25 protein-coding genes are annotated in these 22757 nt (G+C 63.3%); 12 read left to right on the top strand and 13 right to left on the bottom strand.

The features are described 5' to 3' along the window. The first annotated feature begins 7 nt into the window (after nucleotides 1-7). The 5 genes from GKZ67_RS21485 to GKZ67_RS21465 all read left to right on the top strand — a co-directional run bounded on the left by GKZ67_RS21485 (nucleotide 8) and on the right by GKZ67_RS21465 (nucleotide 5048). On the top strand, nucleotides 8-928 hold the full coding sequence (locus GKZ67_RS21485) for a DUF4138 domain-containing protein (protein ID WP_173247553.1): 921 nt from the start codon (nucleotides 8-10) through the stop codon (nucleotides 926-928). A 275-nt stretch (nucleotides 929-1203) separates the two neighbouring features. Continuing rightward, nucleotides 1204-2316 carry a conjugative transposon protein TraM gene (gene traM / locus GKZ67_RS21480; protein ID WP_173247550.1) on the top strand — a complete coding sequence of 371 codons (1113 nt, stop codon included), beginning with the start codon at nucleotides 1204-1206 and terminating at the stop codon, nucleotides 2314-2316. A 39-nt stretch (nucleotides 2317-2355) separates the two neighbouring features. Then, the gene (locus GKZ67_RS21475) at nucleotides 2356-3234 is read left to right on the top strand and encodes a hypothetical protein (protein ID WP_173247547.1); all 879 of its coding nucleotides are present in this window, start codon (nucleotides 2356-2358) and stop codon (nucleotides 3232-3234) included. Nucleotides 3235-3500: 266 nt separating this feature from the next. Then, a complete protein-coding gene (locus GKZ67_RS21470) occupies nucleotides 3501-3908 on the top strand; it encodes a transposase (protein WP_173247544.1) in 408 nt (135 codons plus the stop codon). Between the two features lie 126 nt (nucleotides 3909-4034). Then, nucleotides 4035-5048 (top strand): transposase, encoded by a 1014-nt coding sequence (locus GKZ67_RS21465; RefSeq protein ID WP_173247541.1) that lies wholly within the window; start codon nucleotides 4035-4037, stop codon nucleotides 5046-5048. Here GKZ67_RS21465 and GKZ67_RS21460 read toward each other — a convergent pair. Continuing rightward, entirely contained in the window at nucleotides 5010-5564 is a 555-nt protein-coding gene (locus tag GKZ67_RS21460) for a DUF4468 domain-containing protein (RefSeq protein ID WP_173247538.1), read from the bottom strand. The two genes, GKZ67_RS21465 and GKZ67_RS21460, sit on opposite strands and share 39 nt — an antisense overlap. A 122-nt stretch (nucleotides 5565-5686) precedes the next feature. Between GKZ67_RS21460 and GKZ67_RS21455 the strand changes: the two genes are divergently transcribed. From GKZ67_RS21455 to GKZ67_RS21445, 3 genes are all read left to right on the top strand, one after another. Further along, the gene (locus tag GKZ67_RS21455) at nucleotides 5687-5995 is read left to right on the top strand and encodes a transposase (protein ID WP_173247535.1); all 309 of its coding nucleotides are present in this window, start codon (nucleotides 5687-5689) and stop codon (nucleotides 5993-5995) included. Further along, entirely contained in the window at nucleotides 5992-6891 is a 900-nt protein-coding gene (locus GKZ67_RS21450) for an IS3 family transposase (RefSeq protein ID WP_173247727.1), read from the top strand. The genes GKZ67_RS21455 and GKZ67_RS21450 overlap by 4 nt, the downstream gene beginning before the upstream one ends. A 143-nt stretch (nucleotides 6892-7034) precedes the next feature. After that, complete coding sequence (locus tag GKZ67_RS21445; protein ID WP_173247533.1) at nucleotides 7035-7226, top strand: hypothetical protein; 192 nt, start codon at nucleotides 7035-7037, stop codon at nucleotides 7224-7226. A gap of 919 nt (nucleotides 7227-8145) precedes the next feature. Here the strand turns inward: GKZ67_RS21445 and GKZ67_RS21440 are convergent. Continuing rightward, nucleotides 8146-8358 carry a hypothetical protein gene (locus tag GKZ67_RS21440; protein ID WP_173247531.1) on the bottom strand — a complete coding sequence of 71 codons (213 nt, stop codon included), beginning with the start codon at nucleotides 8356-8358 and terminating at the stop codon, nucleotides 8146-8148. Here GKZ67_RS21440 and GKZ67_RS25435 point away from each other — a divergent pair. The 4 genes from GKZ67_RS25435 to GKZ67_RS21425 all read left to right on the top strand — a co-directional run bounded on the left by GKZ67_RS25435 (nucleotide 8266) and on the right by GKZ67_RS21425 (nucleotide 9803). After that, entirely contained in the window at nucleotides 8266-8580 is a 315-nt protein-coding gene (locus GKZ67_RS25435) for an alpha/beta fold hydrolase (RefSeq protein WP_410505100.1), read from the top strand. The two genes, GKZ67_RS21440 and GKZ67_RS25435, sit on opposite strands and share 93 nt — an antisense overlap. Continuing rightward, on the top strand, nucleotides 8505-8909 hold the full coding sequence (locus GKZ67_RS21435) for a hypothetical protein (RefSeq protein WP_410505099.1): 405 nt from the start codon (nucleotides 8505-8507) through the stop codon (nucleotides 8907-8909). The genes GKZ67_RS25435 and GKZ67_RS21435 overlap by 76 nt, the downstream gene beginning before the upstream one ends. A gap of 313 nt (nucleotides 8910-9222) precedes the next feature. Beyond that, entirely contained in the window at nucleotides 9223-9483 is a 261-nt protein-coding gene (locus GKZ67_RS21430; protein WP_173247525.1) for an AbrB/MazE/SpoVT family DNA-binding domain-containing protein, read from the top strand. After that, nucleotides 9471-9803, top strand: a complete 333-nt coding sequence (locus GKZ67_RS21425) for a type II toxin-antitoxin system PemK/MazF family toxin (protein WP_173247523.1) — start codon at nucleotides 9471-9473, stop codon at nucleotides 9801-9803. Before GKZ67_RS21430 ends, GKZ67_RS21425 begins: the two co-directional genes overlap by 13 nt. Before the next feature lie 376 nt (nucleotides 9804-10179). Here the strand turns inward: GKZ67_RS21425 and GKZ67_RS21420 are convergent, their stop codons facing one another. From GKZ67_RS21420 to GKZ67_RS21375, 11 genes are all read right to left on the bottom strand, one after another. Continuing rightward, nucleotides 10180-10794, bottom strand: a complete 615-nt coding sequence (locus GKZ67_RS21420) for a transposase (RefSeq protein WP_173247520.1) — start codon at nucleotides 10792-10794, stop codon at nucleotides 10180-10182. A gap of 89 nt (nucleotides 10795-10883) precedes the next feature. Next, the gene (locus GKZ67_RS21415; protein ID WP_173247517.1) at nucleotides 10884-11552 is read right to left on the bottom strand and encodes a transposase; all 669 of its coding nucleotides are present in this window, start codon (nucleotides 11550-11552) and stop codon (nucleotides 10884-10886) included. A gap of 253 nt (nucleotides 11553-11805) precedes the next feature. Continuing rightward, nucleotides 11806-13635, bottom strand: a complete 1830-nt coding sequence (locus GKZ67_RS21410; RefSeq protein ID WP_173247514.1) for a tetratricopeptide repeat protein — start codon at nucleotides 13633-13635, stop codon at nucleotides 11806-11808. Beyond that, nucleotides 13596-13814, bottom strand: a complete 219-nt coding sequence (locus GKZ67_RS21405) for a hypothetical protein (RefSeq protein ID WP_173247511.1) — start codon at nucleotides 13812-13814, stop codon at nucleotides 13596-13598. Before GKZ67_RS21405 ends, GKZ67_RS21410 begins: the two co-directional genes overlap by 40 nt. A 312-nt stretch (nucleotides 13815-14126) precedes the next feature. After that, complete coding sequence (locus tag GKZ67_RS21400; protein WP_173247508.1) at nucleotides 14127-17630, bottom strand: LamG-like jellyroll fold domain-containing protein; 3504 nt, start codon at nucleotides 17628-17630, stop codon at nucleotides 14127-14129. Between the two features lie 121 nt (nucleotides 17631-17751). Further along, nucleotides 17752-18405 carry a response regulator gene (locus tag GKZ67_RS21395; RefSeq protein ID WP_173247505.1) on the bottom strand — a complete coding sequence of 218 codons (654 nt, stop codon included), beginning with the start codon at nucleotides 18403-18405 and terminating at the stop codon, nucleotides 17752-17754. 580 nt (nucleotides 18406-18985) lie between these two features. Further along, on the bottom strand, nucleotides 18986-19072 hold the full coding sequence (locus GKZ67_RS25430) for a PID-CTERM protein-sorting domain-containing protein (protein ID WP_410505101.1): 87 nt from the start codon (nucleotides 19070-19072) through the stop codon (nucleotides 18986-18988). Continuing rightward, nucleotides 19039-19179: a hypothetical protein gene (locus GKZ67_RS21390; RefSeq protein ID WP_254245318.1), complete on the bottom strand. Its 141-nt coding sequence runs from the start codon at nucleotides 19177-19179 to the stop codon at nucleotides 19039-19041. The genes GKZ67_RS25430 and GKZ67_RS21390 overlap by 34 nt, the downstream gene beginning before the upstream one ends. Before the next feature lie 54 nt (nucleotides 19180-19233). Then, nucleotides 19234-21291 carry a T9SS type A sorting domain-containing protein gene (locus GKZ67_RS21385; RefSeq protein WP_173247502.1) on the bottom strand — a complete coding sequence of 686 codons (2058 nt, stop codon included), beginning with the start codon at nucleotides 21289-21291 and terminating at the stop codon, nucleotides 19234-19236. A gap of 74 nt (nucleotides 21292-21365) precedes the next feature. Continuing rightward, complete coding sequence (locus tag GKZ67_RS21380) at nucleotides 21366-22445, bottom strand: LVIVD repeat-containing protein (protein WP_173247499.1); 1080 nt, start codon at nucleotides 22443-22445, stop codon at nucleotides 21366-21368. A gap of 116 nt (nucleotides 22446-22561) precedes the next feature. Next, complete coding sequence (locus tag GKZ67_RS21375) at nucleotides 22562-22684, bottom strand: LuxR C-terminal-related transcriptional regulator (protein ID WP_173247497.1); 123 nt, start codon at nucleotides 22682-22684, stop codon at nucleotides 22562-22564. Nucleotides 22685-22757: the final 73 nt, after the last annotated feature.

The raw sequence follows: 22757 nt of genomic DNA, 5'->3' as shown, positions 1-22757 counted from the left end.
CTTGCTCATGCGTTTATCCTCCTCCCTGGCAGCTTGTTCGCTGCTCGCCCTGCTGCCGTTCTCCGTGCTCGCTCAAGCCAGTCGGCCTTTGGTGGCCAGCGTGGCCGCTCCCGCGACGCCTCATCCGGCCAACGTAGCGCCGAAAATGCAGCTGGAAATAGCTGTTTCCGACTCATCCACCACGTACTTGGTGTTTCCTGGCCCGGTGTCGCTGGTCGACGTAGGTCAGGCACCGCACTACCTGGTTAAGATTGAAACCAACGCGGTGTTCGTGCGCGCCCGCCGCCGCAACCCGCCGCCCACGCCCATCTTAGTGCGCTACGGCTCGCGCTACTGGATGGGGCATTTGGTGTACACGGGCCGGCCGGTACTGCAGCTCTACGATTTTCAGGATGGCGGCGAGCTGGGTGTGAGCGCCGGCAATGCCCGCAACGGCGCCGGGGTGGATGACGCGCTGGCCCTGAACCAGGGACAGGAAAAGCGGGAGCTGGCCGAGGCTCGGCTGGCCAAGCTGGCCGCTGCCAAGCACGCCGACAGCAGCGGGCTGCGTACCGCCGATAACGACCTGGTGCTCTCGCTGGCTAACGTGCGTAACGACAAGGATTTCACTTACCTGCGCCTGAAGCTGCGCAACACCACAACCATTGATTACGCCGTGGACTTCACCGACTTCGAACTGGTAGAAAACTCGCGCAAGAAGTTTCTGGGTAAGAAGAAGAACGAAGCCCAGCGCCCGCTCACGCCGGCGGGTAGGGAAGCCAGCCAGACCATTCCGGCCCGGGCCACAGGCTACTTGCTCTACGCCGTGCCCCTGTACGCGGCCACCGACCGGGGCCACCTTGAAATCACGCTCCGCGAGAAGTTCGGGGCCCGGGTGCTGGTGCTGAAAGTACCCAGCAAAGTTATCAACACGGCAGCAGCCATTTAACACCTTCCCCATGCCCGAGCCCAACATGCAGCCGGTGTATCCTGCCGGCGAATCCCCTGCTACCGAACCGCCGGCGGCCGGCAATGCTTCTCCCCCTGTTACTCCGCCGCGCCCTTCGGTGGGCGAGCTGGCCCGCCGGCACTGGCTGCCGCTGCTGGTCGGCATCGGCCTGCTGGTGGCGGTAACGCTGTTTTTCTACGCCCGCTCCCTTTCGCAGGAAGTAGCGCAACAAGCCAACCCGGTGGCAGCTACTTCCCAAAACATGGAGCCCAGCATTGCCCCGCCACCCCCGCCGCCGCGCCCGCCCCACAGACGTTATCGAGCTAAAGCAGGCCGCCGCGCGCCAGGCCGGCGGGCAGCTGCCGGGGGCAGTCCCCACGCCGGACCAGTTGGCCGGTGGCCTCGCCGTGGATACCGTAGGCCAGGCTGCCTTGCGCCGCCGCACCGCGCTGGCGGCCGCCGAGCGGCAGGCCCGGGCCGCGTTGCCGCCGCCTGATTCGACGGAGATGACGGCCGTGGATGCACAGACCGGGGCGTACCGGGCCGTGCGCATACCGCTCGTGCAGACCAGTAACCGGAGTAGCAACGGCAATGCCGACCCACGTCGACGTCTGCGAGCCAGTGCCCGGCCCCGCACGGCGGCCGATGGCGTGCCCTATGAGCAAAATGACGACGTGCTGGACATGCTGGATGCTGCCCCGGCTGCTTCCCGCACTGCGTATGAGCAGATGACCGGCCGCCGCTACTTTGACCGTCGGGCGGTCCTTCGCACCGCTGGTGCTACCACTTCGCCAACGGAAGGCATACCGGTCACCGATGCGTTTGGCACCATCAAAGCTGGTTCTTATAGTTACGCCTCGACTAATTCTACTCAGGTCGAGCTACTACCTGAAATCTTTTACAAGGCAGTGGTGAACGGGGAGCAGAAGGTGCGTACTGGTTCGGTAGTGCTGCTTCGCCTGGTAGAAGATGCCGTTATCAGCGGGCAGACTTTCCCGAAGAATCTGGTCTTTGCCGGCATCGCCAGCGTAGAATCTAACCACGTGGCCATTAATATCAGCCGCCTGGGACCTACACGGGTGGCGGCTGAAATCTTCGACTATCACTACCTGCCTGGCCTCATGATAGACCCGCAGAAGCGCCAGCCATTACCCGCCGGTGATAACCCCCTCAATGACGCCCGGGCCATTGGCGCCCAGGAAGTGGGCCTGGCTATTGACCGCACCGCGTCGGCCGCTAACTCGGTAGTCGGCGTGGGTGGTCGGGTGGCTGCAGCCATAGTAAGCCGGACCTCAACGCCGCGCCAGAAGCTGCGCGACGTGCGCCTGCCCGACGGCTACCCCATACTCCTGACTACCGGTGCGACCACTACCAGCAGCACGCGCTAATTTATTTCCTAATAAACTTATTTCCTAGCTTCTTTAAGTATGCAACATCGGTTTGCAGCAACGGTCCTGACCTTAAGCCTGCTTGCTAATGCAACAGCAGGCCGGGCGCAGATGGTGGTTAATGACCCTATTCACATGGGCGTACACATCGGGCAGTTCGCCCGACAACTCCGGGAGTGGGGAGAAACCATAAAGAACTATCAGGTTATTCAGGATGCCCGGCAGATTGCCGGGGTCACCCGCGACATCACGGGAGAGGTGAAAAACATCACCGGCCAGACGTTAATGCTGCAACAGCAGATTCAGGCGGACCTGCGCAAGGTGCAATCCGTAAAGGATTTGCGTTATGCCAATCCGTTGGAACTGTTCGGCCGGGCCATGGCCATGAATACCAGTTCTCAACCCGACTATATGCCCGCCATTGCCAAGGCACAGCGGCTGCACCAGGCACTGCAGGGGCGCACGGCACCGGACGTAGAAACCGTGTACCAGGCATTCTCGGGGCTGGACATCGGGCGTAATGGGGCGCAATCCTTCACATACCATGACTATAAGAACATGCGGGAGGAAGCCTTTGCTTCGGCATATGCTTATGAAGAGGTACTCAAGAAAAAGAACGTCGAAACGGCCTTCAACTACCAGAAGATTGCCGACGAGATGACCACCCAGAGTATTGAGTTGATGGCCACGCTGAAGAATCCAGGACGGTACTCGATGACGGAAGCTGAGCGCTTGCGGGCTATGGGGCAGGCCAATGACAATATGATTAAGGCCCTGCAACTTCGGCAGGAAGCCGACCGCCTTATTCAAGAGACGGGGAAACCTGGACCTGCCAGACTGGCCGTGGAAGGAGCATATCGCGACCAGCTACTACAAAACCAGTTGTTGCGGAGCATTAGTCGCACAGGGCACTTTTAATCAACTGGCGAACGTAGGCTATGGCAAGAGCTCTCAGTTCAGGGCTCCTTGAGCTCCCTCAGTCATCGACTGACGTTAAGGGGGAGGAGTTGTTCCACAGCAAACTCCATAGTTACTAACCAAATGGTATCTTGGTTAATTGAATGGTCCTCTTCATGCTTAAAGCTTACTACAAGTAGAACTTCAGGTATGAAGGCAGGTATTTATCATAACCCACGTGACTGTTGCAAAAGGCAATTTGCTGCGGGTTAGTAAGTTGCTAGCTTATGCTAGGCTTCCATCCCGTCGGCACGTCGTTGGTCAAGCTCGTGCCTGCGCACCACGTCTATCTGCGCCTGCTCCAGCGCATCGACTTTGGCTTTGTGCGGCCTTTGGTGGCGCCCTTTTATAGCCCCATCGGCCGCCCCTCGCTCGACCCCGTAGTCTTTGTCAAGTTGCTCTTAGTCCAGCATTTGGAGAATATTACGTCTGACCGCAAGCTGGTCGAGCTAGCCAGCCTGCACGTCGGCATCCGCGCGTTTCTCGGCTATGAGCTCGGCCAGCCGCTGCCTAGTCATCGTACCGTCTGCCGGACGCGCCAGCGGCTGTCTGTGGCCGTCTTTGAGGCCTGCTTTACGCACGTGGTGGGCCTGTGTGCAACAGGCCTTAGTGAGCGGGCACACCCAAGTGATTGATTCCGCTTACATTAAAGCCAACGCCTCCATCAGCCGGCTGCAACCCAAGCGTTCCTTGGCAGCAGCTGAAGCAACTACCTCCATGGGCCCGCGACCGCGCCAGCCATCACCGCTTCGGCCGAGCGCTTGTTGCATCTACAGCGCTTCCAGGCGGCTATTCGCAAGGTGGGGCCCACCAAGCCGGGTCAACTCGTCAGCAACTTGACCCATTATAGTCCGTCCGATCCCGATGCGCGGGTTGCCTTCAAGACGGGCAAAGCGCGCATCCTAGCCTACACAGCCAGTGTGAGTGTCGATGCGGCGCGGCATGTTATTACGCATAGCCATGCAGACTTGGCTGACAGGCGGGATAGCCGGTACTTGCTCGCCATTGTGGAGGCTACGCAGCAGCGCTTGCAGACCTTCGGCCTGCGCATGTCCCTTGTCGTGGCGGATGCCGGTTATTGCTCGGGCGAGAATTATGAACAACTGGAAGCCCGCGGCCTAACCGGCTATATCCCCGCCCATGGGATGTACAAGACCGAGCGCACAGGCTTTATCTATGATGTTGTCAGTGACAGCTATACCTGCAGTCAGGGCAAGCAACTGACCTTTCACAAAGTGTTCGTCGATTCGGAGGGACACGCCAAGAAACGTTACATGGCCAAGGCCGCTGACTGCAAGAGCTGTCCCATTCGGGAACAGTGTAAGGGCAAGAAGGCCAAGGAGAAACGCTTACACCACACGCCTCACAAAACCCACTACGACCGCATGCTAGCACGCCTAGCTACCCGAGTAGGCAAACGCATGCGGCGCCTGCGCGCCGCCACGGTCGAACCCGTACTCGGCAGCCTGATCACCTCCTACGGCTTGCGCCAGATCAGCAAAAAACGCCAAGCTGGGGCCGCCAAGGTGATGTACTTGGCCGCCATGGCCTACAATCTGAAGAAGTATCTACGCGCTGCTGCTCCTCCGCAACCGATTAGCTCGGCCATCGCCCTGCCGCAACCCAGTCACCTTTTTTGGGGCTCAGTACTCTTTTGCAACAGCCACGTACCTTCTCGGACAGCGCCTATTGCCCTTTTTACAAGCCGTATTTCACCGTTTATAGTATATAAAATTTCATGGCTTACTCTTCATATCGTAGTTATAATTCTCTAGGAAGTTTTCCGCAGCACCCTTTACGTGTTTCCGCTGCTGTTCTATAAGGTCCCGCAGCATACGATTAGCAGGATGTGTTAGGATGAATGCCTCAATTGGTCCTGCCGGCAAGAAAGGAGTAGGATTTTCCCCATACTTTGCGAGCCGGAATTGGTTAATAACGTAACTATATTGCCCATCTTTCACGGCTGCGCGCACGGTATACCAAAGGATAATAGTCGAAGTCATGGCTGAACCCTCAATACTATTGCGATAGTAACGGTGCTGTATGCCTTCCATAGTACCCGCTGCCTCATCGAAGGAAACAGACTCACCATTTGGAATAGAAAAAAAAGCGCTGAACCACTGCTTGCTTAGAGCATAGAGTTCCGTTTTGGACACTCCTGGACGCTCTACAACGCCCGAATAGGTAATAAGATGCGTGATGGGGTCTACAGGGAGGTCCACTGGTTTATCCTGTGCAGATACTAAGGAGCAGACACCAAAAAATAAGAATAGGAAAGCCACTAGCCGCATGAGACCCGATTAGGTGGTAGATACAGTAGCAAAGTACTACAAGCTGAGGATAGGGGCCGCAAGGGTAAAACTGAGGTGGTCGGGTAATTCTGGACAGAATAGGGTCTTATCTTTCGCACGTCATGAAAGACAGCCCTCAACCTATTAAACGCCGGCGTTATGACGCCGCCTTTCGGGCCGAGGCCCTGCGCCTAGCCGGTGAAAGCCGCTCGACGCAAGCCGCCGCCCGGGCCTTAAACATCAATGTTAAGCTGCTCTACAAGTGGCAAAAAGAAGCGCTCACGCCGGTGGCCGCCGCCCGGGGGGCAGAATTTGACCCGGCCACAGCCGCTGAACTGCGCCAGTTGCGGGCCACCAACCGGCGGCAAGCGCAGGAGCTCGAAATTTTAAAAAAAGCCATTGCCATCTTCTCGGTGACCGACAACCAATGAGCCGTTATCGCTTTATCGAAGCGCAGCGGAGTCAGTACCCCGTGCGCTTGCTTTGCCAGGTGGTGGCGGTGCCGGCCAGCGGTTATTATGCATGGCAACAAACTCAAGAACAAGTAGGTAGCGAGAAGGAGCCTGCTTGGGAAGAGGCGCTGGTCAAGGTCTTCGGCCGACACAAGCGCCGCTACGGCACGCGCCGGCTGCAGGTCGCTTTGCGCCGCAAGGGCTACCATGTCGGGCGCCAGCGCCTGCGCGGGGCCATGCGTCGCCGGGGCCTGCACGCGCTGCAACCCAAGGCCTTTACCCCACGCACCACCGACTCGACCCACGGGCTGCGCTGCGCGCCGAACCGGCTACTCAACCAGCCCAAGCCGACGCAAGCTAACCAGGTATGGGTCAGCGATATCACCTATCTGCCGCTGGCCAACGGCGACTGGGCTTATCTGTGCGCGTACCAGGACATGGTTAGCAAGCAGGTGGTGGGCTGGCACGTCATGGCCACCATGCCCGAGGAGCTGATTACCACGGCCTTGCAACGCGCTTTTTGGGCTCAGCCGCCCACACCGGACTTGCTTGTCCACTCCGACCGCGGCGGGCAGTACTGCGGCAACGTGTACCGCAAGCTGCTCCACGACCACCAGGCTCTGCGCTCGCAGAGCCGCCGCGGCGACTGCTACGATAATGCGCAAGCTGAGAGTCTCTGGTCACGCCTCAAAACGGAGGTGCTCGAACTGCGCGAGCGGCCCGTCTTTGCCGACCTGGCCGATGCCCAAGCCAGCGTCGCCGACTATTTTGACTACTACAATCACGAGCGGCTGTACTCTAGCATCGACTACCAGACGCCCTATCATACTCACCAGCAACTTCTTCAACTTAACGCCCTAAACTGTCCAGCGTAACTAGACCACCCCACAGTACTAGGCTCTGTCCAGCGCTCCTGTTGGCTAATTAGTACAGCTAAACAACCGTTTAAATGAAGAGCGTAGTAGCTAACTTAACTCTCAAAAGCTCTTGGGTCAAAGTATTGGTACCCATCCTGGTTGTGCTGCTGCTCTTGTTGCTCGTCTGCTACCGCTTTGCTTTCATTCAATACGTGGATTGGGTCGCTGTTTTTGCCTTCTCCATCGCCGCTGTTGTCTCTTTGATTCAGTATACCGTGCTGCATTGTACCCCGGAGCGGCTTCTTATCCACAAGCCCTTTGCGCTCTACGCCCGAAACTACTCCTTCCCCTGAACAGCTTGACCAAGGTAGAATTAAAGAATTTTAGAGGACCCTACCTGAAATTCACTACCCGAACAGGCCCGTCAGTTACGGTCTCCTTCAGCCCGTTGCGCGCCGGGGAGCAAGACGCTTTGCGGCGCTATTTCCAACTTAGTTCCGTGCCGGTGGCGGGTTTTGAATGACAAAGAGGCGTTGCTTGACCGGGCCCGCCTTCTCGAAAAAGCGCTTTTACTCGCCCTTGGAAAGCTGAGCGCATACAGCCAAGAAAACGCACGTAGTTCGGACTAGCGACCCATCCAAAAAACGGTGCACGCAAACGGCCCCAAAAACGCGCATTTTCGGGGCCGTTAAGGCACTCGCGCGAATAGCCCAGCAAATGAGCGTTTCTTGGAAGGGTAGGGGAGTTTACGTAACGCCTCTCGATTGGGCGTTTTGTGAACGTTGATTTAAGCAACCAGTTTTCTGAACCCCAAGTACCTTACTAAGTGATTTAGTAGTACTACAAACGAGCCGAACGTGGCTGTTAAGCAAAACGAGGGTTTGTGAACTGACCAGGGCGCGTGCTTTAGCAACGGGTAGGGGAGCTAAAAATGAAGTAGTGGCACAACGTGTTCTCTCGGGGCCACGGTGAGTGTTGCGGTCTTCTATCTTGCGAGATGAGAATACTGAAGAAAGCCGGGCGCATTGTGTTGCTGCTGGTCCTCTTGGCCGTGGGTATTGGCGTGTTGTACGAGCAAGTCGGGCGCTTGCGGGCCCGGCGCACCTATCCGCTAACGGGCCGCCTGCTACCTGTCGGCGACCACCGGCTGCACTACTTGGCCACGGCCCCACGTGGGCCCGTCGTGGTCTTCGAATCGGGACTGGACCCGGGAGGCTTGCTGCCCTGGGAGCGGGTGGTGGCCCAAGTGGCGCCTTTTGTCACCGCGTTTGCCTACGACCGCGCCGGCATCCAGCGCAGCGAACGCGGCACGCGGCCCACAACCGGCGCCGCCATGGCCCGAGACCTGCACGAGCTGCTGCATCGGGCCGGGTACCCGCCCCGTACCTGCTCGTGGGGCATTCGTTGGGCGGCATCCTGCTCCGTTCCTTCGTGGCACAGTACCCGGCGGAGGTGCGCGGCGTGGTGTTGGTCGAGGCCTCGCACCCCGACCAGCTCCGGCGCTTGCCTGCCGCGCTACCGGCGGATGATGCCCCGCCCGGTGGGTCGTGCGCCTGGCGGCGGCGGTGGGCGTGGTCCGCTTCCTCAATACGTCCCAGTACGCGGGCACGCGTCCCAACGACCGTATCAACTTGGTCAACCGGGCCTTCCTGCCCGAGTCGGTCGATGCGGTGCTGGAGGAACAGGCGCAGATTCCGGCCTTGCTAGACGAGGCGCGGCCGGTAATGTCGTTTGGCGACATTCCCCTGCGCGTGGTGACCGGCACCAGCCCCACCCGGGACCAAGAAGACGAGCCCGACGCCGCGCGGCGGCAGCAAATAAACCGGGCGTGGGGCGCGATGCAGCAAGACCAGTTGCGCCTATCTACCCGCAGCGCGCAGCTGCTCGCGCCCCAAAGCGGGCACTACGTACAATTGGAGCAGCCCGACATCGTCACGGCCGCCATCAAGCAAGTGCTGGCCCAATCGGCGGTCCCCAGCTACGTACCCAAACGGTCGGCTCATGCGCGGAGCAACCAAGTGGTAACGGCCCGCTAAGGCCTCCGCCCGGCGGGCCCGGGGGTGGACCGGCGAAGGGATCGGGTTAGAGGCCGCTTTTCTCCGAACGGCCGGTTCACGGCCTTTCTGGCACTGGTTGAGGGCTAAAGTGCGCGTCGGTATTAGTGGTGTGTAATACATTTCAGCACTGTTCATAAAAACGGTCGTTTAACTGAACATGCTGGTCAGTATTGAACATATTGCTGGTTACCTGGCAGCATGATATGGGGCTCAGGAAGGCCAATTACTGGTAGTTGGTTGGAGAACGAATACTGCGTACTGCATGTAAGTACATTGTACGTACATTTGCTTTATGAACACGCGCCTGATTCGGGTCGGCAATTCCCAGGGTATTGTGCTGCCCAAGAAGTTACTGCAACAGTACCACCTCGCCGGCGAGGTCGACCTGCAGCCCACGCCGGAGGGCCTGCTTATCAAGCCAGTGGCGAAGCCCCGCCGCCAGGGGTGGGACGAGCGCTTTCAGCACGCGATTGCCCAGGGGCAGACCCCGGAGGGCGAGCTGCTGGAGGGATTCTCGGAGGAGGCCTTTGAGGAAACGGAATGGCAGTGGTAGCGGTGCAGCGCTTCGAGGTGTGGCTCATCAACCTCGACCCGACCCAGGGCAGCGAAATTAACAAGACTCGCCCCTGCGTGGTGCTCTCCCCCGACGAGATGAATCGCCACCTGCGCACGGTGACCATTGCCGCCCTGACCAGCACCCGGCGCGATTACCCCTCCCGGGTAGACTGCACTTTTCAGGGCAAGGAAGGCCAGGTAGCACTGGACCATATCCGCTCGGTGGATAAGACCCGCTTGGTGCGCCGCTTAGGCACCCTGTCTAAAGCCACGGCGCAAGCAGTATGTGAGCGGCTGCAGGAGCTTTTTCAGTATTAAGACCAGCTGGGCAATTCGTGAAGCAGGAAGCTCGTCTACGCTGGATGGTATAAGACCTTACTTGCAGCCCGAAAGGTACCCCTTGAGAGGCTCAGAAAGTGCCTCACGGGGCGGCTGGCTCAGAAAGTAAACCACAAGCGTCTTCCTTGCTCGTGGCAGGGGTTTCAGAAGCCGAAAAAGGGCGGGTCAGCAAGGTGCAGTGGCTGTTGCAGAACTCTTGGCCTTCCCGTTGCCAAGCCGATATGATGGCGGTATCGCCTCTGCCAGGACCGCAAAAAATACCCCTTGGGTGATAGGACTGGCAGGGCGATGGCCAAGCATTGCGTCTTTTTGGGCTGATGCTTGAGTAGCTTCTTGAGATTAAAGGCGATAGCGGTCAAAAGCATCGTTTTGTGGGCGCTACTGCGGCCCGTGTATTGACTCGTCGCAGGCCGTAGTGCTGGAGCAAGCTGCCAAATACAGGCTCGACAGTGCGCTGGCGCAGCCGGCGCATGCGCCGGCCTGGGCGACTCTGCTGCCGGGCGAGCGCCCGGCGGTACTGCGCATCGTAGGCCGTGCGCGTAAGCTTGCGTTTCGTACTCTTCGGCGCGCAGGTGGGCTTGCGCGGGCACAAGCGACAATCACGGCTGGAGGCACTGTAGCGCTTACTAAGCCGGCCGTCTGGGTCAGAGTCGAAGCCCTTAAATAGGAGCTGCTTGCCAGCTGGGCAGGTAAAGCAGTCGGCTTCTTGGTCATAGCTAAAGCCCTCAATCTGGGGCTTGTACTTGCCGAAGACCGGTATCCAGGGCGTGATGCCCTGCGCTTCGAGTAGGGCGTAGTTCACCCCGTTTGAATAGTTCGTGTCCGCCGCGACCTCGCGCAGCGGCAGCCCCTGCGTGGTCAGGCGCTGGTGTAAGGGCGTGACGATACTGGGCAGCAAGGTGCAATCGCGCTGGTCGGCAAAGTCGGCTTGCACGTGGCTGATAACCCCGTGGGCCTCGTCCACGGCCATACTACAGAGATAGTTGAGAGCCCGTGCTTTACCTGGTTTAACGGAGATGCGCGCGTCGGGGTCAGCGGGGCTATAGTGCGTCTTGTTGCTCAGTAAACGGGCTTGCGGACGGCCGCGCCCAAGGGTCCGCTGTCATTGCGTAAGTAGCGGGCGTGGGTAGCGGCCAGGCGCTGTAACTGATGCGCAGGACTGGAAATAAGGGTGCTTGGTAGCGGGCCTGACGCGTCGGTCACCGGCTCACCGGCCACGTGTAACGTAGGGCCCGTCGCGTCGGCGGGCTGCTTTTCGCACAAGCTTTCGAGTGAAGCGTTGGCCTTGACAAAGGCTGAATCCACGGCCTGGGTGTGGCCCGTGACGAGGCCAGCGGCCACGCACTGGGCAAAGACATGCTCAAATAGGTGTTCGAAGACGGCAGCGGGGTAGAGCTGGCGGGTGCGGCTGATAGTCGAGTGCCAAGGCAGCTCCTCGTCGAGGTCGTAGCCCAGAAAGTAGAGGATGTCGAGCCGCAGGCTACAGTGCTCAATGAGCCGGCGGTCACTGACCAAATTTTCCAGCCGACTAATGAGCATCAGCTTGAAGAAGACGACCGGGTCGAGCGAGGGCTGACCCGTGTGGCTGTAAAAGGGCTGCGTCTGGGCATAGAGAAAGTCCCAGTCGAGTAGCTCGCGCAAGCGGCGGTAGAGATTGTGCTGCGGCACGCGCTCCGACAACTGGAAGCGCAGCACGACTTTGTCGACGAATTGCTTGTGGCCCTGCATAAGCCCAAGGTACCGCAGGCCAAGCGCCTACTTCTGCAACAGCCACTGCACCTTTCGGGGCCGACCTATTCAAGACAATATTCTGGTAGCACAGTGGCTAAATTCAGCCAGAAAATGGTGCAGGCGCAAAAGAAGCCGTGCTGCTGGCGAGGGAGCGGCTACTGGGTTAGCGGCCGCGCGGTGGCAAGCTCCGACCGGGGACTACTAGGCCAGCGAGTTGAGCCGCTGCCGCTGATTCCCGGCTGGCAGCCGCCTACAGGGGCAGCTGCACCTCGACCGTGCGGCCGCTCGGCGCTGCCGGGTAGTAGCGCACGGTGCCGCCCACGGCCCGGGCCCGCTCCTGCATGTTGCGCAGACCCTGTCCGCCGGGGCGAGCGGACCCGTCGTAGCCCCGCCCGTCGTCGGTGACGTGCAGGGTCAGCGCGGCGGCCACGGTCAGCGTCACGGTGACCTGCGTAGCCTGGGCGTGCTTGACAACGTTGTGCAGAGCTTCCTTGTAGATGAGGTAAAGCTGGTGCAGTACCTCCGGGGGCAGTGAGGGGGCCGGCAGGGTAGCGGGCACCGCGAAGGTGACATCTACCTCGGCCGGGGCGAGCACCTCGTGGGCGTGGTCGCGCAGGCGGGCCAGTAGCTGGGGCAGCGTGTGCAGTTGCTCATGCAGGCAGAGCACGACGTCGGTCATTTGCTGGGCGGCATAGCGGGCGGTGGTGGCCAGCGCGTCGAGGCGGCCGTGCAAGGGCGACGCGTCCGGAGCCAGCTCGCGCAGTATGCTGCTTTGCAGGCTCACCTGGGTCAGCAGGCTGCCCACGTCGTCGTGCAGGTCGGCGGCCAGGCGCTGGCGCAGGTCGGCGGCGGCGATGGCCCGGGCGGCGGCTTGGCGGCGGCGGTACTGCCAGAACAGCCCGCCGGCCAGCAGCAAAGTCAGCAGCAGTACCGCGCCCAGCCCGAACACGGTGCGCTGGCTGCGCAGGCGGGCGACCTCCTGGGTTTGGGCCTGCAAGCGGGTTTGCTGGGTCAGCAGCCGAATGCGGGCCCGCTGCTCGCGCTGCTGCTGGCTGTTTTCGAGCACGGCCGCGCGGCGGCGGGCCTGCTCGCCGAGCAGGCTGTCGTGGGCGGCGAGGTAATGGTGCAGGGCCAACAGGGCGGGCGGGTAGCGGCCCTGGCGGGCGTAGGCGTCGGCCAGCACGGCGCTGGCCTCAGCCACCCCGCGCAGCAGGTGGGCGCGTCGGCTGCCGGCCAGGCTCTGGCGGGCGTAGGCCACGGCCTCGGCCACCCGGCCCTGTCGCAGGGCCACTTGCGCCAGCAGGGCCTGGGCCGGGGGCACCAGCAGCAGCAAGTGGGCGGCCTGGAGGTGGGCGAGCAGCTGCCGGCCGGCGGTGGCAGCGGCCGGCAGCTGGCCCTGGTCAGCGAGCAGGCGGGCCAGGGCCAGCTGCATGTTTAGAGCGGTGGGCACGTCGGCGATGCGCTCGCTCACGGCCAGGGCGCGGATAAAGAAGTGGCGGGCCTCGGCGGGGTGGCCCTGCTGGCGGGCCAACTCGCCCAACCCGCCCAGGGCCAGGTTGAGGCGGTCGGGGTAGTACTCTTGCTCGGCTTCTTGCCGGGCGGCTAGCAGGTAGCGGCGGGCTTCAGCCAACTCGCCCACCTGGGTGTAGGTGGTGGCCAGCTGGAGGTAAGCAGTGGCCCGGAAGCGGTTGGTGTTGCCGGTGGTGGCCAGGGCCAGGGCCTGTTGGTTATAGCCCAGGCTGGCGGCGTAACGCCCCTGGTAGTCGGCCATGCGGCCCAGGCGAAGGAGGCAACGCACCACCCCGCCCAGGTTGTGGTCGAGCCGAAACTGGTGCTCGGCCAGGGGCAGGTAGGTGGCGGCCGAGTCGTAGTGCGCCAGCTCGGCATGGTAGTCGGCTAGGCCCAGCAGCATCTCGGCCCGCACCTCGGGGTAGGGCAGCTGAAACGCTAGGCGCCAGGCTTCGAGGTGCGCCGCGTACGACGCCGCCTGGTCGGTAATTTCCAGTGCTTCGGTGAGGCGGTCGAGTAGCGTGACCCGCGTCAGCGTGGGCTGGGGTGGGCCCGCACCTGGGCCTGCCACCAGCCCAGCGGACGCTCCTCGGGCTGGGGCCAGTAGCGTATTTGGCGTAGCCAGGGCGTGTTGTCGGCGTCCACCCAGCGGGTGCGGACTGTGTCGGCCAGATTGGGCAGGCCGGCCACCTGGGCGCGGGCCCCCAGAGCCAGCAGCAGTAGGCAGACGAACAGCAAGCAGCGGAGCATAACGCAGCAAAGCTGCAAGCTACACCAACGGGCGCGTTCCGGGCAACTTCAGACCAACTGCCCTACCGTTTCCGCCCAGGCCCCGGCGCCGTGGTGGTTGGGCGTCCAGCCCTAACGGATGGCGTGAGCGTCGGCTGAATTGCCGGGAAAGGAAGCAATCAACCCAACTTCGGCAGGGCCATAAGGCCCAATGGCTGAAGCAGTAACGCGTTCAGCGCGGGAGCGGCCAGGGGCCGGTTCCTCCCCACCGCCCCGCAAAAAGCCGCCGCCGCCAACCGACGACGGGGGCTTAAACATGGGAAAGCAATAAGCTTACTCCACCACTAGGCGCAAGGCCGGGGCCGTGCCGGCCCGCACCAGGTAGAGGCCCGCCGGCAAGGCTAGCCGGGCCACGCCCGCTGCGTCGGCCAGGGTCAGGAGCACGCGTCGGCCCACGGCGTCAAACACCTGCACCTCGGCGCCGGGCGCGGCGCCAACCAGCCGGGCCGCCGCATCGGTCGGCACCGGGTTGGGTGTCAGGCTCAGCAGGCCGGCCGCTGGCACGGTCACTACCTGCACGGGCGAGTAGGTGCGCTGCCCGTTGTCGTCTACCTGCCGCAGGCGGTAGTACACAGCTAGGGCGCCATAGCGGCTCAGCTCGGCGTCGAAGTAGGTGTACTGCTGGGGCAGCGCCGTCGTGCCGTGGCCGGGCACCTGGCCCACGGCGCTAAAGTTTACCCCGTCGGCGCTGGCCTCGACGGTGAAGTAGGCGTTGTTCAGCTCCGAGGCCGTGCGCCAGCGCAGGCGGGCGCCGCGGCCCTCGGCCTGGGCCGTGAAGGCGACGAGTTGCACGGGCAGCGGGTTGGCCGAGTTGCCCAGCGTCCAGAGGCTGAAGTTGCTGACCCTGACCAGGCTGGCCGAATAAGTAGTGGGCTGGCTGCCGCTGGCGGCGGTGGGGCTGATGGTGGCCGGCTGCCCCTGCCAGGTGGCCCCCGCATCGTCGCTCTTGAACAGGCGCAGGTTAGCGGCCGCAATACCATTGCGCTCGTCGTCGCGGAAAGTCAGGGTCAAGTCTACACTCAGGCCCGTAGTCTGGGTGGGGCGGATGTCGTAGTTACGGAGCACGCTCTGGCTAGAGCCGACCCCGGCGCGGGCCACGCCGGTGGTGCGTACCACCAGCGTGGAGCCGGGCAGCGTGGCCCCGCTGGGCGTCAGGCGCAGGCCCAGCCCGCCGAAGGTTTCGGGAGCGCCGGCCGTGCTCAGGTTGCGCGTCGTCTGCGCCGTGCCCGTCAGGTAGCCCGTAGCCGTCTCGCTGAGCGTGGCCGCCGGGCCCAGGGTGAGGGCGCCCGCGCCCGTGCTCAGCACGCCGGTGGTCAAACTCACGGCGCTGGTGGCCGTCGTGAGCGCGCCCGTGAGCGTGAGGCCGGCCGCGTTGCGGAGCGTGAGCGTGCGCACGGTGGCCGGCAGGCCCGAGCCCGTTACCTGGGCCGCCGTGCCAGTGTAAGTGTAGAGCGCGTCGGTGGAAAACGAGCGGGCGCCCGTGTTCTGGATGCTGCCCGTGGCGGCCGGCGCGGCGCTGATGCCCTGGCCACTGCAAATGCCCAGCGTGCCGCCCGCCGCCAGCGTAAAGCTGCTGGGGCCGCCGAGCACGAAGCAGCCGTCGTTAAGCGTGCCGCCGCTGCCCACGGTCGTGCTGCCGCTCACCGTCACGTTGCCGGCCAGCGTGCCCACGCCGGGGCTGTTGACGGTGATACTGCTGTAGCTGTCGGCCGCGATGGGGGTGGTGGTCGTTACCACCAGGTCATTAACCAACGTAAAGACCGGCCCGTTGTAGCGCGTGAGCGTGGCTGCGCTCAGGCTCAGCGGCCCGGTCAGCACGCCCACCGGGGCCGTGGCGGTGGCCGTCAGGTCGTTGGTAGGCGTGGTGAAGCTGGCCGAGGCCAGCCCGTTGAAGGCAAAGCCCGTGGCGTCGGTCAGGTTGGTGCCGGTTACCGTCACACTCGTGCCCGACTTGCCCGTGTTGGGGCTGATACCGGTGATGGTCGGGAAGCTGCGCACCCAGTTGCTCGTGGTGCCGGTCAGGGCGAAGTTGGTGAGCGTGCCGGTGCTGTTGTTGCCGCTCAGGTCGGGCAGGCTGGTCAAGCCGACATTGTTGCCTCCGGCGATGCCCTGGTCGAAGTTGGCGTAGTACACCTGGCTGGCTGGCACAGCCGCCGCACCGCTGGCGCTGAACATATCGGCCTGCACCTGGGCCTGGGTCAGCCCCACGTTGTAGATGCGCACCTCGTCAAGGCTACCGGGGAAATATTCGCCCGTGCCGAGGCCGGTGGGTGGGTTGTTGGCCGTCGCCACGCTGGTCGAGCCAATACGCAGATTAGCGGCATTAGGCACGTTGTGGCCGCTGGGCGTGTCGCTGCCTTTCAGCACCCCGTCCACGTAGATGGTGCGGGTCGTGCCGTCGAAGGTGGCCGCCACGTGGTGCCACTTGCCGTCGGCTAGGTTGCCCGTCGTTACCATCAGGTCGTTGGCCCACCAGTAGTTGCGGACAGAGCCGCCATTGGCCGGGTCCAGCCGCAGGGCAGTCGCCTGATTGGTGATGCCGTAGTTGCCCCAGCCAATGATGCCGTAGACGCCCATGCTGGTGGGCTTTATCCACGCTTCGAGGGTGTAGGCGCTGTTGCCCAGCGGCACTGGGGTCAGATAGGGCAGGCTCACGTAATTATTCGTGCCGTTAAAGGCCAGCGCGTTGTTGGATTGAGGGACCACCGTAAACGCCGTACTGGTGGCCACGCCCGTGGCCGTGGTGAGCGTAGTGGTGCCCGTGGCCGGCGTGGCAGCGGGCACGCGGAAGGTGAGGCTGGTAGCCGTGTTGTTGGTAATGCTGGCCGTCGCATCTACGCCGTTCACCAGAAGCGACGTGACGCCCGCTAGGTTGCTGCCCGTGAGCGTAACCGCCTGGCCTATGCTGCCCGGGTTTGGAGCAAAAGTCGCCAAGCTGGGCACCGTGGCCCTGATAGTGACCGAGCCATTGCCGATGGGAGCCGCTACGTAGCTTACGCCGGTAGCCGTAGCCGTAGTCCACGAGGAGCCTCCACCCCCGCCGCCCGCGTAGGTGCTGCCGCCAAATCCAAAGGACCCCGAGCAATAAGCAAGATACCCGCTACCCCCGCCGTAGTAGCCGCCGCCCCCGCCCGGCGAGCCAACCCCGTTGTAGGAGCCGCCGTAGCCGCCGGTGCCTATCGTGCCATTATAGGACCCGGAGCCGGCGCCCGATTGGGTGCCGCCGTAGCCGCCTTTGGTACAATTATTAGTCGCGCCGTTAGCGCCGCTGGGCAGGCCCCCGCCCCGCCTTGCGCAGCGTTGGCGAACTGGCTGCCGCCACCGCCCCGGCCACCACCAAGGCATTGCGCGCGGCCGAGACGTCGTCGGTTCTCGTGCCGTTTGTCCGCCGGATGTCGGTGCCCCCGCCGCCGCCGCCGGTGCCGCCGGTGCTGTTACCGCCGCCGTTGTAGCCCCCGGCCTGGCTCCCCGGCTGGCCCCTACCACCACACTCAGCAACTCGCCCGGCGTCACGAGTATCGTAGCCGTTACTTGCGCCCCCACCACAGCATTAACCGCGCCGTAGGTGCCCGACGATGCGCCTGCCACCACTACCTGAATAGCGGTTGCACCCGCCGGCACGGTGTAGGTCTGGGTGCCGCCGGTGTAGTTAAAGGTGGTGGTTTGGGCCAGGGCTGCGCCGGCCGGGGCCAGCAGCAGGGCTAGCGCCGTCAGGCCGGCCGCCAGCCAGCGGGCACCTTGTTGGGAAAGGGCAGTAGGAAGGAAGAGGTGTGCCATAGGAGGCAGAAAAAAAGAGAGCAGGGAAATACAAACGCCGCTGGCTAGGCCGCTGCTAGCGCCTACAAAGCTCGGCAGCACGGCCACGCGGCGCTATGGCACAAAAGGACTACACCCGCGCTTACCCGCGCCGCTGCAGGGCAAGAGCCAGCAGCTCGCCCTTGCTGTTGATTTCGAGCTTGCGGTACACGGCCCGGATGTGGTTTTTCACCGTGGCCGTGCTCAGGCCGTAGCGCTCAGCCACCATTTTGTAGCTCAAGCCCTGCTCCACAGCCGCGACAATTTCCTCCTCGCGGGGCGTGAGGCGGGCCGCGGGCGTGGCCGCCACCCGCACCGGGGGCTGGCGCTGGAATGCTTCCAGCACGTGGCGCGCCACCTGCGGGCTCATGGGCGAGCCGCCGGCGGCCACATCAAGCAGGTGAATTTTGAGCTGGGGCAGCGGCAGGCTCTTGACCAAGTAGCCCACGGCCCCGGCGCAAATAGCTTCGAACACGCGCGCCGCGTCGGTGTACACGCTCAGCATCAGCACCTGGGCCTGGGGCAGGCGCTGCCGAATGAGGGGCAGTCCCTCAATGCCCGAGCGGCCGGGCAGGCCAATGTCGCTGAGCACCAGCACCGGTCCGGCCAGCTCCGCCGGCAGCCGGCGCAGAAAGTCCTCCACCGAGTCGGCCACCAGCACGCAGTCGAACTCGGGCTGCGCGGCCAAGTACTCGGCCAGCGCCTGCCGGATGACGGGCTGGTCCTCAATGAGCAGAATAGGTAGGGGCGCGGACATTGGGCAAAGGTAGCGATCCTCAGCCCCCAGGGGTACAGCACAAAAGAATCATACGAGTGGCTTGCCTGGGCTAGTCCGTGACCTAGCGCGGCGGCCGCTCCTGCGTCACCCGCCACTAGCCAGCCGCGTCCCGACGCCTAAGCAATGGCCCGGCAGTGACTCACCTGGCCGCTTCCGGAAGTAGCAGATCGGCCGCAACGAGTAGGAACGGGCAGCAACTCCGCAGCTGACCGTCTGCTTAGTAGAAAGCAGGTGACCACTAGACCCCAAAAGGAGCAAACTTATTGGCCCTTTATATGCTGTGGCCCACTACACCAATTGCTTCAGTTTGACTGGTTCAGAAAGGCAGTCCAAGAAGAAACAGCCACTTGGTTTATTGAATCTGGCTTTTGAACTAAGTGGAAGTCACGCCTGACTATAAACCAATTACCTATCACATCTAATATGTCCTTAACATGCACTTAGCTCTTTTCTGCTAAAGGATGGCCGTATTGCACACCCAGCTAGGTGCGCAGGCAAAAAGCGCCCGCCGGCCGAAGCCAGCGAGCGCTTTTTGTAACCTCCAGCGGAGCGGCGAGTACTAGGCCCGGCGCCGGTCGCGCAGGCGTTTGAGGCCATAGGCCACGCCCGAGGCTAGCAGCAGCGAAGCACCCCCATCAAGGGGCACGGCCGTGGGTCGGCCTGCGGCGTGGGGCCGCCCGAACTAGGGGCCTGGGCGTGGCTGCTAAGCGTGACCACGCCCAGCAGCAGGAAAAGTAGCAAAACGGGTTTCATAAAGGAAGCTAAAAAGTGGCCGGCCCCATTGGGTGCGGCGCCGGCCGGGTTACATTATTGCAGCGTCAGGCGCTTGGTCACGGTCGTCTCGCCCGCCGTCAGGCGCAGCACGTACACCCCCGCGGCCAGCTCGGCGGTGGGCAGCGTCAGCGTCGTGCCACTGGCCGGCAGGCTAGCCTGCTGGCGCAGCACCACTTGGCCCAGCGCGTTCAGTAGTTCGGCCCGTACCTGGCTGGCGCCGGGCACGGCGGGCACCCGCACGCTGGCCTGCTCGCGGGCCGGGTTGGGAAACACGCTCACCTGCGCAGCCAACTGGGCCGGCGCCGTTGCCAACGGCGCCGGCGCGCTGAATTGCAGCGTGAAGCGCCCGGTTAGCAGGGCCTGCGCCTGGGCAGCCGACACACTGAAGCGGTAGCTCGTACCCGGCGTCAGGGCTAGGCTCTGGCCCGTCTCGGCGTCGCGCAAGTACGCCGTCAGGCCTGCGGGCAGGTTGCTCAGCTGCGCGGCCGTGAGCGTATAGCTGCCCGCGGTGGGCACGCCCACTTGCAGCGGCAGCACTGTAGCCGCGGTCCACTCGCCGCGCCCGTCCACGCTCAGGCGCTGGCCATCGGGGCTGAGGCTGCTCAAGTTCAGGCCGGTGGGGTTGCTGAGCTTATAGGCGTCATACGCCCCGTCAAAGGCCGGCGTGGCCCCGGCCTGGGCGTAGGCATATAATTCGTCCGTGGTGTCAGCGCCGCCCAGGGTGAGCTGCACCAGCGGGCGCGGGTCGGCGCCGGTGCGCTGCACGGCCACCTGCTGGCCGTAGCTGGTTACGCGGCTGGCATTCCCTATCGACAGGCGGCCGGTGGCTTGCCCGGTGCTCACCCGCACGAAAAAGGCCTGGCCCATCCCGATGAGCGGGTTACCCCCGCCCACGCCGTTGACGTAGGAGCGGTAGCTGCCCGCATACTGCCCGCTGCTCTGGAACACGTACATCGACTGGCCTACGTTGCTGAACTGATTCGACGGGATGGCGCTGAAATCGAGCGGCGAGGGGAAGGGGTTGCCCACCAAGGCCCAGCCGGCGGCTGGGTCCGCGCCGCGGCTCAGGTTGAAGGACACGGGCATCACATAGCTGGCCACCGCCCCGGTGAAACTCAGCGTTTGCCCGCCCGTGGCCTGCACCGTGTAGCCGGCACCGACCGGGAGGTTGTCGCTCAGGCTGGTCGGCGAGTACCACCCCTTGTCAAAGGCGCTCAGGTTGTTGGTGGCCGAGGCCAGCCGGCTTTGGTCGTAGCCAAATACGGTGGGGAAGGTCGGCGTGCTGGCCGGGGTGGGGCTGCTGTTGTAGGCCGGGTTTACTACCTGCGCGCTGCCGCCGCTGGCAAAGGCCGCGACCGTCTGCCCGCTCACGGGCGGCGCGAGGTGGCGGTAGCCCAGGTTGGCGTTGAGCGTCCCATCAAGGTAGCGCTGCACCGTCACGCTGCCGCTCACCATGCCCGTGTTGCTGTTCACGAGCAGGGCCGTGCCGGCACTGCTGCTGAGCAGGGTCAGGGCCTGCCCGTTGGTCACGAGGTTGCCGCTGCCGCCCACGGTCAGCACCTGGGCCACGCGCAGGGCTTGGCTCAGGGTCAGAAACTGCGGGTTGGTGGTGGTCAGGTTGCGCACCTGGCCGGGCAGGCCCGCGCCCGTTACCTGGGTAGTGGTGCTGCCGTTGTACACATAGCTCGCATCGGGGCTAAACGAGCGGGTACCCGTGGTTTGTACCGCCCCTGTGCTGCCGGTAGCCGTGAGGCCGGCCGCGTCGCAGATGCCGAGTGTGCCGCCGGCCGCCAGTGTAAACGTGGCCGCTCCGGTCAGGGGCTGGCAGTTCGTATTGAGCGTACCGCCGCTGTTAATGGTCGTGCTCGTGTTTACCGTTACGGCGCCGCCCAGCGTCGCCACCCCGCCGCTATTGACGGTGATGGAGTTGTAGGTGCCCGCCGCCACCGTCTGCCCGCTCGTGCTCACGACAAGGTCGGGGAAGGTTACGGTGAAGAGCACCCCGTTGCTGGTGCCGCCCGGCGTTGTGACCGTTACGTTGCCGCTCGTGGCCCCGGCCGGCACGGTGGCCGTTACGGTCGTGGCGTTCACCACGCTGAAGGTGGTGGCGTTGATGCCGTTGAAGCTTACCGCCGTGGCCCCCGTCAGGCCCGTGCCCGTTAGGGTTACGCTCGTGCCCGCCGGCCCGCTCGGGGCGAGACGCTGCTGAGGGTGGGGGCGGAAATAAAAGTCTGCAGTGTGTTGCTGGTTTGATTCACTACGTAGGCCGTGGTGCCGCTCACGGCCACGCCGTAGGGATTGCTATTTGCGCCCGTACTCACGCTGCCGAGCAGGGTGGGGCTGGCCGGGTTGCTCACGTTGAACGCTTGCAGCGTGTTGTCGTCAGTGTTCACTACGTAGGCCGTGGTGCCGCTCACGGCCACGCCGGCGGGGTTGCTGCCCGTGCTCACGCTGCCGAGCAGGGTGGGGCTGGCTGGGTTGCTCACGTTGTAGGATTGCAACGTGTTGCTGGCGTTCACTACGTAGGCCGTGGTGCCGCTCACGGCCACGCTGACGGGATAGCTGTTCGAGCCCGTACTCACGCTGCCAAGCAGGGTGGGGCTGGCTGGGTTGCTCACGTTGTAGGATTGCAACGTGTTACTGCCCGAGTTCACCACGTAGGCCGTGGTGCCGCTCACGGCCACGCCGCGGAGATTGTTGCCCGTGCTCACGCCGCCGAGCAGGGTGGGGCTGGCCGGGTTGCTTACATTGAAAGTCTGCAACGTGTTACCGGAATAGTTCACCACGTAGGCCGTAGTGCCGCTCACGGCCACGCGGTAGGGATTGGTATTTGTGCCCGTGCCCACGCTGCCGAGCAGGACCGGGGCGCTGGGGTTACTCACGTTGAAGCACTGCAGCGTCCTACCGTAAAAATTCACCACGTAGGCCGTGGTGCCGCTCACGGCCACGCCGTAGGGAGCGCTATTTGCGCCCGTACTCACGCTACCGAGCAGGGTGGGGCTGGCCGGGTTGCTTACGTCGAAGCACTGCAGCGTGTTACCGTCAATGTTCACCACGTAGGCCGTGGTGCCGCTCACGGCCACGCTGCCGGGAGTAGCGTCCGTGTTCACGCTGCCGGCCAGCACGGGCCCCTGGGCCAGGGCCGCGCCGGCCGAAGCTAGTAGCAGAGCCAGTGCCGCCAGGCCAGAAGCTAGCCAGCGGGCATTTAGGCGGGAAAGGATGGCAGGAAGTAAAAAATCAGCCATAAAAAAAGAAGAGAGGAGGGAAATACAACCAGCGCTGACTAGCACCACTGCTAGCGCCTACAAAGGACGGCGCCAGCCCCACGCGGGGGTATAGCACAAAAGGACTATGCTCACGCTTACCCACGCCGCTGCAGGGCAAGAGCCAGCAGCTCGCCCTTGCTGTTGATTTCGAGCTTGTGGTACACGGCCCGGATATGGTTTTTCACCGTGGCCGTGCTCAGCCCATACCGGTCGGCCACCAGCTTATAGCTCGGGGCGCCGCAATAGCAGGTAGCGGGCCTTACCCTATGACTTACTTCGCTTCGCTTTCTT

It is taken from the genome of Hymenobacter sp. BRD67, from assembly GCF_013256425.1.
Taxonomy (GTDB): Bacteria; Bacteroidota; Bacteroidia; order Cytophagales; family Hymenobacteraceae; genus Hymenobacter.
Note: the sequence above shows the minus strand (reverse complement) of the source record. Positions and strands in the feature narration are given on the sequence as shown.

Bases quoted from the DNA above. Each gene is read 5' to 3' on its own strand.
- GKZ67_RS21485 (WP_173247553.1), top strand. From the start codon at position 8: ATGCGTTTATCCTCCTCCCTGGCAGCTTGTTCGCTGCTCGCCCTGCTG.
- GKZ67_RS21475 (WP_173247547.1), top strand. From the start codon at position 2,356: ATGCAACATCGGTTTGCAGCAACGGTCCTGACCTTAAGCCTGCTTGCT.
- GKZ67_RS21470 (WP_173247544.1), top strand. From the start codon at position 3,501: ATGCTAGGCTTCCATCCCGTCGGCACGTCGTTGGTCAAGCTCGTGCCT.
- GKZ67_RS21460 (WP_173247538.1), bottom strand. From the start codon at position 5,564: ATGCGGCTAGTGGCTTTCCTATTCTTATTTTTTGGTGTCTGCTCCTTA.
- GKZ67_RS21455 (WP_173247535.1), top strand. From the start codon at position 5,687: ATGAAAGACAGCCCTCAACCTATTAAACGCCGGCGTTATGACGCCGCC.
- GKZ67_RS21450 (WP_173247727.1), top strand. From the start codon at position 5,992: ATGAGCCGTTATCGCTTTATCGAAGCGCAGCGGAGTCAGTACCCCGTG.
- GKZ67_RS21430 (WP_173247525.1), top strand. From the start codon at position 9,223: ATGAACACGCGCCTGATTCGGGTCGGCAATTCCCAGGGTATTGTGCTG.
- GKZ67_RS21425 (WP_173247523.1), top strand. From the start codon at position 9,471: ATGGCAGTGGTAGCGGTGCAGCGCTTCGAGGTGTGGCTCATCAACCTC.
- GKZ67_RS21420 (WP_173247520.1), bottom strand. From the start codon at position 10,794: ATGGCCGTGGACGAGGCCCACGGGGTTATCAGCCACGTGCAAGCCGAC.
- GKZ67_RS21415 (WP_173247517.1), bottom strand. From the start codon at position 11,552: ATGCAGGGCCACAAGCAATTCGTCGACAAAGTCGTGCTGCGCTTCCAG.
- GKZ67_RS21405 (WP_173247511.1), bottom strand. From the start codon at position 13,814: ATGCTCCGCTGCTTGCTGTTCGTCTGCCTACTGCTGCTGGCTCTGGGG.
- GKZ67_RS21400 (WP_173247508.1), bottom strand. From the start codon at position 17,630: ATGGCACACCTCTTCCTTCCTACTGCCCTTTCCCAACAAGGTGCCCGC.
- GKZ67_RS21395 (WP_173247505.1), bottom strand. From the start codon at position 18,405: ATGTCCGCGCCCCTACCTATTCTGCTCATTGAGGACCAGCCCGTCATC.
- GKZ67_RS21390 (WP_254245318.1), bottom strand. From the start codon at position 19,179: ATGAAACCCGTTTTGCTACTTTTCCTGCTGCTGGGCGTGGTCACGCTT.
- GKZ67_RS21380 (WP_173247499.1), bottom strand. From the start codon at position 22,445: ATGGCTGATTTTTTACTTCCTGCCATCCTTTCCCGCCTAAATGCCCGC.